This window comes from Anaerococcus murdochii, assembly GCF_019957155.1.
Taxonomy (GTDB): Bacteria; Bacillota; Clostridia; order Tissierellales; family Peptoniphilaceae; genus Anaerococcus; species Anaerococcus murdochii.
In genome coordinates, this window is record NZ_JAIPME010000002.1 from 1,052,638 (window position 1) to 1,067,849 (window position 15,212).

General features: G+C 38.4%; 10 protein-coding genes. All 10 read left to right on the forward strand.

Annotated elements, in window-relative coordinates; genetic code table 11:
* The first annotated feature begins 1,377 nt into the window (after nucleotides 1–1,377).
* The 10 genes from K8P03_RS05500 (at nucleotide 1,378) to K8P03_RS05545 (ending at nucleotide 14,676) form a co-directional block, all read left to right on the forward strand.
* Nucleotides 1,378–2,625, forward strand: coding sequence for a hypothetical protein (locus K8P03_RS05500; protein ID WP_223419096.1), 1,248 nt, complete (start codon nucleotides 1,378–1,380; stop codon nucleotides 2,623–2,625).
* Nucleotides 2,626–4,340: 1,715 nt separating this feature from the next.
* The gene (locus K8P03_RS05505; RefSeq protein WP_223419098.1) at nucleotides 4,341–5,012 is read left to right on the forward strand and encodes a YwaF family protein; all 672 of its coding nucleotides are present in this window, start codon (nucleotides 4,341–4,343) and stop codon (nucleotides 5,010–5,012) included.
* A 245-nt stretch (nucleotides 5,013–5,257) separates the two neighbouring features.
* Nucleotides 5,258–5,371 (forward strand): YvrJ family protein, encoded by a 114-nt coding sequence (locus tag K8P03_RS05510; RefSeq protein ID WP_223419101.1) that lies wholly within the window; start codon nucleotides 5,258–5,260, stop codon nucleotides 5,369–5,371.
* Nucleotides 5,372–5,378: 7 nt separating this feature from the next.
* On the forward strand, nucleotides 5,379–6,038 hold the full coding sequence (locus tag K8P03_RS05515; protein ID WP_223419103.1) for a peptidoglycan amidohydrolase family protein: 660 nt from the start codon (nucleotides 5,379–5,381) through the stop codon (nucleotides 6,036–6,038).
* 1,479 nt (nucleotides 6,039–7,517) lie between these two features.
* Nucleotides 7,518–8,303, forward strand: a complete 786-nt coding sequence (locus K8P03_RS05520) for a hypothetical protein (RefSeq protein ID WP_223419105.1) — start codon at nucleotides 7,518–7,520, stop codon at nucleotides 8,301–8,303.
* 94 nt (nucleotides 8,304–8,397) lie between these two features.
* Complete coding sequence (locus K8P03_RS05525; RefSeq protein ID WP_223419108.1) at nucleotides 8,398–11,322, forward strand: FIVAR domain-containing protein; 2,925 nt, start codon at nucleotides 8,398–8,400, stop codon at nucleotides 11,320–11,322.
* Nucleotides 11,309–11,758, forward strand: coding sequence for a hypothetical protein (locus K8P03_RS05530; RefSeq protein ID WP_223419110.1), 450 nt, complete (start codon nucleotides 11,309–11,311; stop codon nucleotides 11,756–11,758). Before K8P03_RS05525 ends, K8P03_RS05530 begins: the two co-directional genes overlap by 14 nt.
* Before the next feature lie 201 nt (nucleotides 11,759–11,959).
* Nucleotides 11,960–12,982: a hypothetical protein gene (locus K8P03_RS05535; RefSeq protein WP_223419112.1), complete on the forward strand. Its 1,023-nt coding sequence runs from the start codon at nucleotides 11,960–11,962 to the stop codon at nucleotides 12,980–12,982.
* Nucleotides 12,983–12,984: 2 nt separating this feature from the next.
* Complete coding sequence (locus K8P03_RS05540) at nucleotides 12,985–13,512, forward strand: hypothetical protein (RefSeq protein WP_223419114.1); 528 nt, start codon at nucleotides 12,985–12,987, stop codon at nucleotides 13,510–13,512.
* Nucleotides 13,513–13,587: 75 nt separating this feature from the next.
* Nucleotides 13,588–14,676 carry a transglutaminase domain-containing protein gene (locus K8P03_RS05545; RefSeq protein WP_223419116.1) on the forward strand — a complete coding sequence of 363 codons (1,089 nt, stop codon included), beginning with the start codon at nucleotides 13,588–13,590 and terminating at the stop codon, nucleotides 14,674–14,676.
* Nucleotides 14,677–15,212 lie beyond the last annotated feature (536 nt).

Consider the following 15,212-nt stretch of genomic DNA (forward strand, 5'->3'; position numbering starts at 1 on the left):
CCAGACTCACACAGCACCGTCCCGACAGAAGGAGCAACATGCCCTTCGGCACTAAGAGAGGACTGACGAGGGATCGTATAAATACGGGACCATAATGTCCGAAGCGATTCCTTGTAAACTTGAAAATACCCCCAAATATGATATAATAAACCTAAGAGAAGCCACCTCTAACAAAAGCTCTTGGCTCAACCAAGAAAAAAGATATAATGTGAATCTCCATAGGATTCAAAAAAGACGGTAGGTGCGAACTACCGATTTTTTTTGCTTATCCAAGATAAGATATTATTTTTACAATCCGGGATTGGATACCATATTATATAAATGTTCTAGGTCATATACGTGACCACTCCGTAACTGGGGGAACCCCAAGGGACCTTCCGCAGGGTCCCTCACTGGGTTCCCCCAGGCCCCTTTTCCGCTACACCCCCGAGCGGCTCCTTATGCGGAGTGCGGATAATGAAGCTTGCTTTTCGCAAGCTTTTTTGTATAGAGAGAATTACCTTGTATAAGATTACGTATCTCCCCAGAGATTTCTAATAATCAAGCCCCTAAAAACTGATAACTCGGCTCCGCCTCAAACAATCAGTTTTCTTAACGGGGCTTTCTATTAGAAATCTTTGCCCGACAAAAGAGAGAACTGGTCTCGAAGTTATAGAAAGTGCTGGCTCGTTTGGCTTCGCCATACATTGCTAAATTAGTGTTTATTTTCAAACAAAGAAATTATAATCCCAAGACCAATTATTTTTGTAAATGAGGGAGGCGTTAAAAAATTTGATTGTCTGAGCGAAGCGAGTTATCAAATTTTAGCCGACTGAATGTCAAAAAAGTTTGGAGATAGTCCAACTAGAACAAGGGCTCCTCTATATTAATAGTTTGCCGTAGGCAAACTCCTTATCCCCCGCGAGGGGTCGCCCGGAGGGGGTAGCCGAAAGGGGTCTGGGGAGTCGAGTTGGGGAACGTGCGAAACGTTCCCCTGGGACTCCCCAGTTACGAAGATTCAACTGTAATTAGAATGATAATCTATAATAAGAAGATAATATTAAAAGAAAATTATAAGATGCTGATCCTGGATTAATAGACTCACCTAGTGAAAAAAGATTGTTTCGTCTCGGACGAAAGAAAACTAGATTTTATCCAAAACAATAGTATATTAACAGATATCTTACAAGGACTCCGTCGAGGAGATAACTTATCTCGGATAAGAAATCTCATGAATTGTGTAGAAATATTGTAGCAATATTTAGCAAAATTTTATATATATTGACAATTTGCATAAATGTGTTGACAATGTGGAGAAAAGATTGTAAGATTATAAATGTAAAGTGAGTACGCAAAGTACGATACAAAAAAGAAGAAATTCAAAGGAGAATTATTATTATGAAAATGAATAAATTAGCAGCAGGTGCATTAGCACTAGCTCTAGGTCTTGGTGCAGTTGCTCCATCACTTGCAGCACAAAACGGAACAGGAACAAATCTTGTTGAATCTCAATACAATGAAAAATTAGTTGAAGCTCAAAAATACTTTGAACAAAGAAATGAAGCTAGAAAAAAATCTCAAGCAGCTAAAGAAAGATATGAAGCAGCTAAAAAAGCTGTAGAAGTATTAGAAAAGAAATATAAAGATCTTCCAGCTGATGAAAAAGAAACTACTCCTAAAACATCAAAAGAAATCCAAGATACAATTTCTGGTCCAACAGGATTAAAACAAAAAGCACAAGATGCAGCAGATGCAGTTGCAAAAGCTAAAAAAGATCTTGACGATAACAAAGATGATTCAAAAAAAGCAGGTTTTGAAACAGCTCTTGAAACTGCAAAAGATAATCTTAAGAAAGCTAACGCTGCTCTAGAAAAAGCAAACGCTGACCTAGCTGAAGCTATCAAGAAAGAAAAAGAAGCTCTTCCAGAACTAGATAAAAACAAACTAGCTCCAAAAGCTCAAGCTTTAGTTGACCTTATGAAAGCTCAAGAAGAATTATCAAACGCATACGCTGCATACGGTGTTGCTCTAGATAATGAAAGAGCTATCACAAAGAAATTCGATGATGAATATACTCTACTAAGTGGATTTGCTAAAGATGCAAATGCAATCGTTGCAATCGAAAATGACAAAGTAGTTGTTAAACCAGCTAAACCAGCAGCTAAGAAAGACAACCTTGCTGAACTTAAGAGAGCAAAATCTGAAGCTGAAACAGCTATCAAAGCAGTTAAACTTCTAAAAGAACTTTCTCCAGAAAAGATCAAAAAAGTAGAAGCTAAACTTAACGCTTTAGTTGCTAAGAACGAAGCTCTTGTTAAAAAAGCTGACGCTAAAATCGCTGAACTTGAAAAAGTAGCTTTCATCGCTACAGCTTACGCTGATGAAGCTAAAGAAGATGACACAGACGCTTTAATCAAAGAATTAGACTCTACAACAAGCGAAATCAAAGATCTTATCAAAGATACACCAGAAGACAAAAAAGCTAACGAAGAAAAACCAGCTGAAAAACCAGCAGAAAAACCAGCTGAGAAAACACCATCTAAAAAAGCTGGTAACAACGCTAAAACAGGTATCGCAGGCATCGCAGGCGTAGCTGGTATCTTAGCAGCAGCTTCAGTTGCATACGCAGCAAGCAAAAGAGACTAATTAATTTAGAATCTTAAGAATTGTCCAAAATAAGAGTGCACTCTTAGGACTTTTCTAAAAAATAAATACCCGGGTACTCACTTGACAAAAACCTTCCTTTTTAAAAAAGGGAGGTTTTTTTATTCCACTAAAATCAATTAAGGTTTAATATTGTCTTTATCTTTTATATTATTTCAGTCATTGACATAACTGCTTCGTACCAAGGGGGACCCCTGGGGAACGTTTCGCACGTTCCCGCTATCGGGTCCCCCTTAAACCCCCTTCCGTTACCCCCTCCGGGCGACCCCTCGCGGGGGATAAGGGGTTTGCCTTCGGCAAACTATTGGTATGGGGGTTACCTTGTTTTAGATAGTTGTTATCCTAACTGATTTATAATCACATATTGCTAAAAACTAATAACTCGCTAAAGCTCAAACAATTAGTTTTCTTAACGCAATCTGTGATTATAAATAATCTTAATATTTAGAAATTAATTCCCACAGTATAAAAAGTTCCAAGGCTCGTTTGCCTTTCGCCAAACATTGCTAGAAAGATACCTAAATCCTACAGTGCCGTCCCGACAAAGGCCGCAGGCCGCCGAGGGACCTTATAAACTCAGGACCAGAATATTCGAAGTGACACCCCATACTTGAAAACTAGGCCAAAATGATATAATTATCTTAAGAGAAGCCACCTCTTACAAAAGCTCTTGGTTTTGGCCAGGGAAATTATATATGCTAAGATTCATCAATAGGATCAAAAAAGACGAGCCTGCCTGCTCGTCTTTTTCGATAACATATAAGCGTGCTTATATAATGATGTTGAATTTAATTGATTTATTTTAAGAATAAGTTGAAATGAGTTGAAAAATTATTGATAATTGGTATATTAATATTAACCATGAGTTCTATTACAATGCATGGAATAACCAAAAAAAGACGAGCCCGCATGCTCGTCTTTTTTGTGCTAATTATCATCGCTGTTATTTAGCTTTCCATCTAGCCACTTGCACAAGTAGTAACCAACTACTTGTGCTATGATGGATACAATGAGTTCTATTATTAACATGAAATCACCTCCTCCCACCCTGTGGGCCGATGATAACACGTATATTATACTTTATTTATTTTATTTTTATATATTGTTAGTATTTTAAAATCCCAAGCCGCCGTGAAGAAAATTGCACTGACAGTAATTTACGAATAAAAGCATTATAAATACTGTGAACCAATCTTTAAACATAAAACACAAGTCAGACGAGATTGCAATTTTTAGGAGGCTTGGGATTTTTAAAAGTTTGGATAATAATATTCTCAAACAGCGGCTCCTCCATACCAATACGTTTGCCGAAGGCAAACTCCTTATCCCCCGAGAGGGGTCGCCTGGAGGGTGTAACGGAAGGGGTTTAAGGGGACCCGATGGGGGAACGTGCGGAACGTTCCTCTGGGGTCCCCTTTGAACGGAGCAGCCACGTAATTGGCTGAGATTATTTTTATGATACATTTAATCTCGGATTAACAGCTAAGGAACGTAATCTTTTTACAATCAATGCTCCTATTCGTCGCATCGCTTATAAAAAATTACATAAGGTTTTTCATAAATTTCTGCTGCGGTGCTTTGCACCTTGAGAAATTTTGAAAACCGTAAAAACTTTGCCTACAAAGTTTTTACTACCATTAATCTCGGACGAAATAAAGATTAGGGTATAATAAAGTATTATCAAGAAAGGAAATTTTATGGATTATTTTTTTAGGACTACTCCCGACGCTGGTTTTACTTTTAATATGCATTTGGTGCGTTTGGGGCTTGTTTTATTTTTATTTGTTATATATCAATTCAGGAAGCAGGACTGGCTTTTGAAACTTTTGCTTGTGGCTAGTGTGGTTTTGCAGGGGATTTTGTATTTTTGGTACACTCTTGATCACGATTTGTGGCTTTTGGAGGGGCTGCCTTTGTATCATTGCAGGATTGCGGGGATTTGTTTGCCGATTGCTTTCCTTTTGAAGAAGGAAAAGTCTATGGCTTTTTTTGCGGATTTGGCTTTGGTGGGGACTTTGGTGGCTTTTGCCGTGCCAGACCCTTCGAAATTTGCCTGGCCTCATGTTACCAATCTGACCTATATTCTTAACCACTATGTCCTTATGGCTTGTGGTTTGCTTGTGACTGTGAACCGTCCAAAAAGCTTGACTTTTAAGGAGCTTGGTCTAGCTTCATTGGCTATGAACTCTGTAATTTTTGCTATAGATTTGGCCCTTGGCGCAAATTATGGTTATTTAACAAGGGTGCCGATAGCATTTTTCGACTTCGTTCCCGTGCCTCTAGTTTTCCTCATTATGACCATTCTAATCGTCATCGCACTTTATTTGGTGGAGATTTTGAAGAAAAAATTCGGGACATTTGCGGCTTAATTTCTATATATAATTAGCCGGCTAAAAAATTTATAGAAAGGAGAATGAGGCATTCTTTCTATTTAAAATCGAGAAAAACAAGGTTTTTGCCTTTATAAACAAAATTTGCCCTGGCTTGGTCTAGGGCTTTTTTTGTAGGATTTTTAAGGGCAAGGACAAAGATTTTTTTCTTTTTTAATTCTTGCCAGCTTTGATATTTGCTAGCGATAAAGAAAGGCCAGCAAGTTTTTTGCCTCTATGTTAGTATGGACATTGTTGATTTAATTTCACAAGTAGGTTTCCCGATTGTTATGAATCTCATTTTGATTGTTCAGATTAATGGCAAGCTTGATGAGATTTTGAGGGAGATTAAGAAGTAGGAGGATTATGACTAGAGAAAAAATGATTGATTTCGCCCTCTCCAAGGTGGGGAGGGTGGGCTATTCGATGGCCTATCCAGCGAGGCTTGGGCCAAGGTTTTATGATTGCTCGTCCTTTGTTTATTACGCTTTGATTGCGGGCGGATTTTTGCCAAGAGTGACTCTTATCGGCAATACCGAGAGTCTTTATAAGCTTAAGGGCAAGGTTTTTGAGGAAATTTATTCCTATGAAGATGTGAGGCGTGGGGATATTTTTATAAGGGGAATCGAGGGTAGGTCCGCTGGTGCGGGTGGCCATACAGGGATTTTCCTGGCTAAGGATAAGATTATCCATTGCTCTTATAGGGCAAATGGGGTTTCAATCCAAGATATGGAAAGAGGCCTCGGTTTTGTCCTTGACCGCAAAAGGTCGGCTAGAGAAAGGTATTTTAGGCCGATTGATAGGAGGATGAGCCAAGAGAGGATAATTGATAAGATAGGAATGGCGATTATAAGAGTTGCAACAAATGTGAGACACGCCCCAAGTGTCTACGCACCAATTGTGGCAGTCTACTACCCCGGAGCAAAAGTCTACTACGATAGACTTGTGGAGGCCGAGGGGTATTTGTGGGGGTCATATATTGGGAGAGATTCGGGAAAAAGAAGGTATTTTGCTTATCCAAGATAAGTTATTATTTTTCCAATCCGGGATTGGATACCATATTATATAAATGTTCAAGGTCATTAACATGACCCCTCCGTTTATAGGGGGAACCCAAGATTGGATTTTTTTATCCTAGATAAATTATATTTTTATCTAGGATTTTTTATTTTATCTTTTATAATTTCTTAGCCATTCACATGGCTGCTCCGTAAAAAGGGGAGCCCTAGGGAACGTTTCGCACGTTCCCTCATCGGCTCCCCTTAAACCCCTTCCGTTACACCCTCCGGGCGACCCCTCTCGGGGGACAGGGAGTTTGCCTTCGGCAAACTATTAATATATAGGAGCCCTTGTTTTAGTTGGACCATCTTCAAACTTTTTTGACATTCAGTCGGCTAAAATTTGATAACTCGCTTCGCTCAGACAATCAAATTTTTTGACGCCTCCTTCATTTACAAAAATACTTAAGTTTTGGATTAAGGTGTTCGTTTTATTGAGGTGTTTACGAATGTATGACCAGAGCTCATCCGTATTTGGACTAGGAGATTTCTCCACTCGCTTCGCTCGGTCGAAACGAGGGTTGTTACTCAATCTTGGTTTCAAAGTATTTAGATAATTGTAATAATAATATTAATTTAAAACTTTGGGAAGTAGTACGAAGCTTCATACCTCGCTTCGACCGTAGTGGAGAAGCCTCTGGCCACCTGTATATAACCAATATGGTACGGGTGTCTTGATAATTTTAGGATGAGGCCTTGATTTTATAAACGTCTCCCGAATGTATGAGTAGATCTCATACGTATTTGGACTAGGAGGTCCCTGTCTCACCGAGCCGACGGGCTTGCTTTCGTTCGGGACGAGGGAGGGTGTGGTGGTTCTGACATTTTCTTAAAATAGTATTTTAATTCTTATTCAAAGAGTAATACCCATTTAGCAATGTTTGGCAAAAGCCAAACGAGCCTGGAAAACTCTGGAACATCGAGACCAATTCTCCTTTTTATCGGGTAAAGATTTCTAATAGAAAGCCCCGTTAAGAAAACTGATGGCAAGCCCGTCCGGCTCGTGGAGGACTGAGGCAAAGCCGAGTTATCAGTTTTTAGGGGCTTGAATATTAGAAATCAGTGGGGATATACAAATACTAATACAAGGATATTATCTCTACTAAAAAAAGCTTGCGATAAGCAAGCTTCATTATCCGCACTCCGCTTAAGGAGTCGCTCGGGGGTGTAGGTCTCCACGAGCCGACGGGCTATTCCGGGATTTAAGGGGAGGCGGGTGAGGGACAATTTGCCCAGCGGCCGAGAGCGGCGGAAGGTCCCTTAGCGTCCCTCCCGATTACGAAGCAGTTATGTCAATGACTGGGAAAATATATAAAATAATAGAAAAAATAACTTATCTTGGATAAGAAAAAGAAAGATTGTTTCGTCTCGGACGAAATCAAGAATGGGGTATAATATTAGTAAGTATTAATTGTTTCCTAGTTGATTTTACAAGAAAGGGTTTGTTATGAATAAGAAGCTTAGAGTTTTATCACTTGCTATGAGTTTGGCTTTGGTTGGGCCTTCTTTGGCTTTTGGGGCTGAGGGTGATCTTGATATTAGGATTAAGGCGCTTGACCGTGAGATTAGTGAGCTTGAGAGCCAGGTTGAGGCTATTGAGGAGACTTTTTCTAAGGTGAATAAGTCTTCTCGTGCCTATGTGAATAAGTCTGGCAAGTATGTTTCTAACAAAGATGCAATTTCTGAGCATTTGCTTTCTGTTTCTAGTAAGCTTGATGAGTATGTGGCTAATGTGACTCCTTCTTTGGAGCAGCCTATGCTTGGGGTTTATCTTCTTAATGGGGCAAATTTGAATGGGGTTAGGATTCGTCCTAGGAATGCCAATGACCTTTATAAGTATCTTAAGGGATATTTTGTGATGAAGGATGGGGTGAATAAGGCGGCTTACGATGAGCTTTTGGTTGACTATGTCAATGCCATTGCTGAGTCTGTTACTAGGGATAATCTTGATAAGGCCAACGAGGTCCTTGTTGAAAAGATTAAGGAGAAGAGTCTTGCCCTTGAATTGGCTAAGGCTAAGCGCAAGAGTTTGCTTAAGATTAGGGATAGGAGCAAAATTGATAACCTTAAGAGGGCTATTTCTGATGCTGAGACTACCATTGCCGCTTGCAAACAGCTTATTGATTTGGCGCCTAATAAGGTGGCCGATGTGAGGGATAAGCTCGATACTTTGATGGCAAACCAGGAAAATTTGATTAGGAAGGGTAGAGTCTTACTTGCCAAGTACGAATAAGCCTTGTAAGTATTGAAATCTAGGTATTTGTTGACAAGAATGCCCAGATATATTATAATTAGGCTAACAGGCTTATGATTGTGGGGAGATAGATATGAATAAAAAATTAATTGCGAGCCTTTTGACCCTAGGCCTTGCCCTAAGCCCTGTTTCGGGGGCTGTGAGTGAGTCTTATGCGACAGAGGTGAGCACGTTAGAACTTAATAAAGACGATATGGCCTCCTTGATTAAGGCATATATTGAAGATTTTGAACATACTAAGGAATCTTCAGTTTATAACTTTGCGGGCGTGGATGCCCAAAATAATCTTAGTAAAGCTATTAATGATGCTAAGGAAATCATTATTAAAGCTAGTCCAAGTGCGGATAAATTGAAGGATAGTATTAGCTCTATAGAAACAGCATACAAAAGTCTTGCCGAAAAGGCTAAGGCTAATGTTGATGCTGACGCTATAAATAAGGATATTAAGACTAATCTTCTAAAAATAGTTAAACTTCTAGAAAAACATGGAGATAAGGCGGAAGATCCTAAATATAAGGAAGGTTTGGCTCTTGTTGATAAAGCTAAGGAACAACTAGAGACCGAAAATCTTAAGAATGCTAAGTTAGAAGATTTACTTAAATTAGACAAGGATTTGATTGATTTCTTCACAAATTATAAGAAAGAATTAGCAGATGAAGAAGAATTCAATCCTAGTGAAGATGAAATCAATGCTTTTGAAGCAAATTTAGATAAGACAAAATATGAAAATATCAAAGCAGACTACGAGGCTTTAGCTAAAAGCTATGAGGATTTCCTAAAGTCTGATAAGTTTATCCTAGCTTCAGATGGCTTAAAAAAAGCATATAAAGATGCTTATGAAGAACTAGAAAAACATCGTGGTATTGATAAGGCCACTTATGAGGATATAGCTAAGGCCGTGAAGAACCTAGCTGATGCAAAATACAATATCGACAGCCAGGCCACAGACTACAAGTATATTAAACCTAAACCAAGTTCTGAAGACATCTTAAGGAAATTATCTGCTTATGTAAGAGAAAGCAAGGCTACTTTGGATGGTCTAAAGGATACCGACCTTGAAAGTAAATACAAGGCAGCCATTGCAAAGGCAATAGTCTATAAAACAAGCCATGAAAATGGTATTAAAAGAGATCTTAAAGACTACCAAGAATTGGAAGCTCAGCTTAAGGACCTTACAGAAAAAATCAATAAGGCCAAGGATGTAAAAGTTGAACCTAAGGAAGAAAACAAGAAATTCGACAAACTTAAGTCTAGTATCGAAAAGGGAAATAAATTTTTCATTTCAGATGCCTATGACAAGGCCGACAAAGATAAGAGAGATAAATTCCTTAAGGCCTTGGTAGAGGCTGAGGCTTTGAAAAAGAAATATGACGAAAATCCGGCTTTAGTAAAAGACGAAGAAATCGAAAAAGCGACTAAGGCTCTTGATGATGCCCTTGCTGGCTTTGATAAGTTTACTGATAAGGATAAGGCAAGGGATGCCATCAAAGGCTTGCTAGGTCTTACCAAGTGTATAAAGATTGAGCAAATCTACGATACCAAGGATACAAAAGAAGCCAAGGAAGCCTACACAAAGGCAAGAGAGAGGGCAGCTAAGCTTGCTGATGACAAGAAGGCAAGCCTTGAAGATTTGGATAAGGCCTACAAGGACTTTAACGAATCTGTAGTTAAATTAGCTGAGTTTTTGACTAGCAGGCTTCAAAAATTAGTTGATGATGATAAAACTTTCAGAGATTCTGATAAGTACAAGGAAGCTGAAAAAGATTCTAAGAAGGAAGAAGCCATCAAAAACTATAAGAAATTAGTAGAAGATAGTGAAAAAGAGCTTAAGAAAACTGGTCCAGATGCCAATATTTTGAATGTCTTATACAAAAAGTTGGCTGATGCTAGGGCAGAGATTAAGGACGAGATGACTAGCCAAGCTAGGAAATTGTCTGATGCTATTTATGATTCTTATCTATTCTTGGAGACAGAAGACTACAAAAAGGCTGCAGTTAGCTCTAATGAAAATATAAAGGATGCGGCAAAGAATTATAAGGAATTGGTAGAAGCAGCCAAGGCCTTGAAAGAAGCAGGCAAACTTGATAGCCAAGAAGCAAAAGACTTGCTTGATTCAATTAATAATGCCAAGGACTTTATGGATGGCAAGATTAGCAAAGAAAAATATTTGTCTAACAAATACTATTACATCCTAAAGGCTGTAAGAGAATATAAAAATGGGGAAGAATATAAGAAACTTCCACAAGCTTTGAGGAAAAAACTTGACGATGCCTTAAAACTTTACGAAACAAGCAGTGATGAAAAGGCTGTTTTCAGTGCTTTAGATGCTGTTTGGCAAGAAAAAGAAATCCAAGAGATAATCAAGAAAATAGAGTGGGAAAAGAATCCAAACAAGACTCGTGATAAACTTCTTGAAGACCTTAATAATTTGATTGCTGAAGATAAGAAGCTTAAGGAAGGCAGCTTTAAGTATAAAAAGGCCCAAAAAGCCCTAAGAGATGCCTATGACCTTGCGCTTAGTGAAGCCAAAGATTTTATTAATAAGAACGATAAACCAACAGAAGAACAAGTCAGGGTGGTTTATAATAAATTATTAAATGCCAAAAATGCCCTAGATGGGGATAAGTTTGATAAATTAATCCATGACCTAGCCGCTAGGTTTAAGAAAGATCAAATGAAGATAGCAAATCCTGCCGATAGGAAGGCTATAGCTGATAAAATCAATGGTCTTTCTGGTGAAAATATGACTATGGATGATGCTTTGAGGGTTGAAAAGGAATTAAATGACCTTATCAATCCAAAATTCGCGGCAACTCAGACTCTTGTTCCACAAAGTCAGGTGCCTACAACAAGTAGACCTATTTCTACAGTAACAAATCCTGGTTCAATTGTAAAAACGGGTATAAATGGAATAGCTAAAGTTGCAGTAGTTCTTGTTGCAACTCTAGGAATATTTAAATTAACATCTAAAAAAGGAGATAAAAATGAAAATAACTAACAAAAAAATTCTAGCAGTTCTTTTAATCGCAGCAACTCTTACAGGTTGTGATAGCCTTAAAAACAAGATGAAGGGCGAAGATACTAAGGTAGAAGAACCAACAAGTAACGAAGACGCAGCCAAAAAAGAAGGCGAAGAAGACGCAGAACACTACGAATCTACAGAAAAAGAAGGCGAAGAAGGAAAAGAAGGCGAAGAGCCTACAGAAAAAGAAGGCGAAGATTCTAGCGAAGCTGAGACTGATCCTGGCATGACTGCTAAGGAAAGACTTGAAGATGCAATCTTTAACAATAGAGTTCAAGCCAGAGCAGCAGAAATTCTCCTAGAAGAAGTTCCAGAGTCACTTACTGAAGAAACAAAGGCTAAACTTGAGAAATTAGTAGAAGATTCTAACGCACTAATTGAAAAGGCAGAAGCAGCTCTAGAATCCCTATAAAATAAGTAAGAGGCTAAGCAAAAAAAGATAAGTAAGACAAACCGCGCCTATTTTCACAAAAAGGCTAGGCGAGAGCCTAGTCCGGCCAAGGTTCAAATTGTATTTGTCCATAATTTTGCCAGGCCTCTTTTATTATCTTTTATAAATGGGTAAAAAGAGTATATTAGAAGTAGAAATATTTACAATAGAAAGGTTGAAAATATGAAAAATAATAATTTTAAAAAAGTTCTGCTTGCAGCAGCTATTGCAGCAACAGTTTTTGGGCCAAAGGTAGAAAAAGTTTTCGCAACAGAAACTACTTCATCTAGCCTAAGCTACTATGACGCATATATAAATTTAGAAAAAACAATAAATGAAGCAATAAAACTTAAGTCAAGCTATAAATATATCAATGCTAGAGATTTTCATCAAGAAGCTCTAGATAGACAGATTATAAAGTCGAAAGCAGTTCTAGAAAAATCAGCACTTAGCATCCTTAACGATGCTACCAAGCTAAACTTAATTAAGTCTGCAGGAGACCTTAAGTTGGCTATGGATGCCCTAGATGGCGAAAAAGCTTCAATCAAAGAATTAAATGAATTAGTTAATGCCAATGCTGAATTTGTTAAATCTTTTGCTTTCACAGCAGCTACAAAAGCACAGAGAGAAGACTACCTCAAAGCCTACAACAAGGCCTATGATTTTGTGGTTTTGAATGATAGTAATGATAACATCAACAAGGTCCTTGCTGATTCTTATTACAAGGATTTAAAGGATAAAAAAGAAGTCATCACCAAGGCTTATGCACCATTTGAAAATAAGGTTCTTTTGAAAGAAGAGATAGCTATATCAGCTAAGCTTAGAAATGATGCTAGCAAATATACAAAGAAGAGTTTTGATTCATTCCTATCTGCCCTAAGAATTGCAGAAACAAGTGTAGAAGATAAGGCAACTACAAAGACCGCTGTGGAATACAAGGAACTAACTGATGCCTTAAAATCAGCCAGACTTGCCCTAGTGGAAAATAAGGTTGAAGATGAAAAAGTAAAACTTCAAAGAAAAAGACTAGAAAAATCACTCGAAGAAAATAGGATAGCTGTTAAGGCTGCTAAGTTATTATTAGATATAACTCCAGAAAAAGTAAAACCTGTTAAAGCTGAGCTAGTAAAATTAATTAAAAACTCTGAAGCTTTGGCAGTTAAAGCAGAAGAAGCCTTAAAAAAACTCGATGGAATTAAGGGATAAGTATGAAAATAAATAAGAAGATAATGGCCTCTCTGTTGGCTATAAACTTTGCCTTTATGGGCCTAGGTCAGGCTAGAATAAGTGAAGTTTATGCGGCAGAGGCAAGCCAAGAACAACAATATGCTGAACAAAAGGCTAACCTAAAAAATGCTGTAGATGACTATATAGATGTAGTTAGCAGCGAGGCTTACAATTCTCATGTATCAGCAAAAATAAAGGCCGACTATGAAGTGGCCATGGCTGAGGGACGTGCAGTTCTTGATAAGGGCGATAAAGCTACATTCCTAGAGCTCCGACAAGCTACAGCCAAGCTTAAGGAAATCAAGGAAGAGATGAAGCGCCAAACTGCAAAAAGTGTAAGCAAAACAGTAAAATTACAAGCTTTGGTAGAAGATAGCAAAGTTACTATCAGTGCTGTAAAGCTCTTATTTGAAACATCACCAGAAAAGGTTGCTAATGTTAGACCTAGGCTAGAAGCCTTGGTTAAAAAATCAGAAGCTTTAATTAAAAAAGCAGAAGCTATTTTATAAAAAATATAACTAGCAGGATATAAGGTCCATCGCGACGTAGACTGGTCCTGCTAGTTATTTTATTATGGAGATGATATGAAAATTATAAAAAAAATTGCCCTCATCCTAGTCTTGGGCCTGGTTTTGGCTAGCCCAAAATCCTATGCCTCCACGGCAAGCGAGGAAAAATTCCTAAAGATTGACACAAAAAAATATAGGGATGTCCTAGACGAGCTAGGGACAGCCATGAGGGAAGATAAGCTAAAAATTTCCAAGGAAAAACTCGACAAGGTCAAAATCCTCATGGATTCCCTCGAGAAAACCTTAAATAAGGTTGAAAATATGCAGGCTGTTTATAGGGACAATATGAAAATCAGAGACCAAATCAGGCCCCACCTCCAAAATAGGGATACTTATTTTGTCATAGACATTGGCGAGGTAAGTACAAATCAAAAAATATCTGACCTTTTCCTAGACGTGGCAAGGGAAGACGATTATTTCTACTATGGACAATATGGATCAGCAAGGATAGATACAACCTACAATCCGGACAAATCCATGGACGGCAAGACCTATATAGAAAAGGCCAAGTTTGACGTAAAATACAGGGTAGGTGTGGATATGGAATACTCCACAACAGACTTTGTCAAAAAATGGGTAGGGGAAAATATAGACCCATCATTCACAGAATATGCCAAAGTCAAAGCCATCCACGACTATATAGTCAAGAAAAATTTCTACAACAAGGGCGACAGAAACGAAGAAAGCGGGGGAGTATCAATCTACCACCCAGCCTCAATAATATACGGCAATGGTGGAGTTTGCAACGCCTACGCCACCCTCTTTGACCTAATGGCCAAGGAAGCGGGACTAGAAACAAGGTTTTTGACAGGCAAGTCCCTAAGAAACGGTGAAGACCATATGTGGAACATGGTAAAAATCATGGGCAAGTGGTACCACATCGACACAACATGGGACGATCCAGTAATAAACTTTAGCGAAAAAGATATAGAAAACCTAGGAGACTTCGTAACCTACGACTACTTCCTAAAATCCGATGAAGAAATCAAAAAATCAAGGACCATAAACGAAAGCAAAACCCGCCCACAAGCCCCAGACAACTTTCCAACAAGTCCAGAAAATTCAAAAATAGAAGAAATATACGGAAAATATTACGTAAAATAAGAAGCCAGGCTTCTCATCACTCTCTTTTTTTATCCGAGATAAATTATCCTTTTTTCGTTAATCCGAGATTAACTGTATCATAAATTATATCTAGGTCATTTACATGACCCCTCCGTTCATAGGGGGAACCCAAGGGGGCGGCAGATGCCCCCTCACTGGTTCCCCCTAAGACCCCCTTACGCTACACCCCCAGCTGCTCCTTAGCGGAGTGCGAAAGTAGAAGCTTGCCTTTTAGGCAAGCTTTTTTGTGTAGGGAGAACGTCCTTGTATTAGTGTTCGTATATTCCTAGAGATTTCTAATACTCAAGCCCCTAAAAACTGATAACTCGCTAACGCTCAAACAATCAGTTTTCTTAACGGGACTTTCTATTAGAAATTCTTATCCGATAGATGGGAGATTTGGTCTCGAAGTTCCAGAATTTGCTGGGCTCGTTTGGCTTTCGCCAAACATTGCTAGATAAGAGTTATGTTTTAGTTTTAAGTGGACTAGACTCCTATACCATAATAGCAAGATATAGGTGACAAGAGATTTCTCC

Coding starts and splice junctions, on each gene's coding strand:
- K8P03_RS05500 (WP_223419096.1), top strand. CDS start 1,378: ATGAAAATGAATAAATTAGCAGCAGGTGCATTAGCACTAGCTCTAGGT.
- K8P03_RS05545 (WP_223419116.1), top strand. CDS start 13,588: ATGAAAATTATAAAAAAAATTGCCCTCATCCTAGTCTTGGGCCTGGTT.
- K8P03_RS05510 (WP_223419101.1), top strand. CDS start 5,258: ATGGACATTGTTGATTTAATTTCACAAGTAGGTTTCCCGATTGTTATG.
- K8P03_RS05535 (WP_223419112.1), top strand. CDS start 11,960: ATGAAAAATAATAATTTTAAAAAAGTTCTGCTTGCAGCAGCTATTGCA.
- K8P03_RS05505 (WP_223419098.1), top strand. CDS start 4,341: ATGGATTATTTTTTTAGGACTACTCCCGACGCTGGTTTTACTTTTAAT.
- K8P03_RS05515 (WP_223419103.1), top strand. CDS start 5,379: ATGACTAGAGAAAAAATGATTGATTTCGCCCTCTCCAAGGTGGGGAGG.
- K8P03_RS05520 (WP_223419105.1), top strand. CDS start 7,518: ATGAATAAGAAGCTTAGAGTTTTATCACTTGCTATGAGTTTGGCTTTG.
- K8P03_RS05525 (WP_223419108.1), top strand. CDS start 8,398: ATGAATAAAAAATTAATTGCGAGCCTTTTGACCCTAGGCCTTGCCCTA.
- K8P03_RS05530 (WP_223419110.1), top strand. CDS start 11,309: ATGAAAATAACTAACAAAAAAATTCTAGCAGTTCTTTTAATCGCAGCA.
- K8P03_RS05540 (WP_223419114.1), top strand. CDS start 12,985: ATGAAAATAAATAAGAAGATAATGGCCTCTCTGTTGGCTATAAACTTT.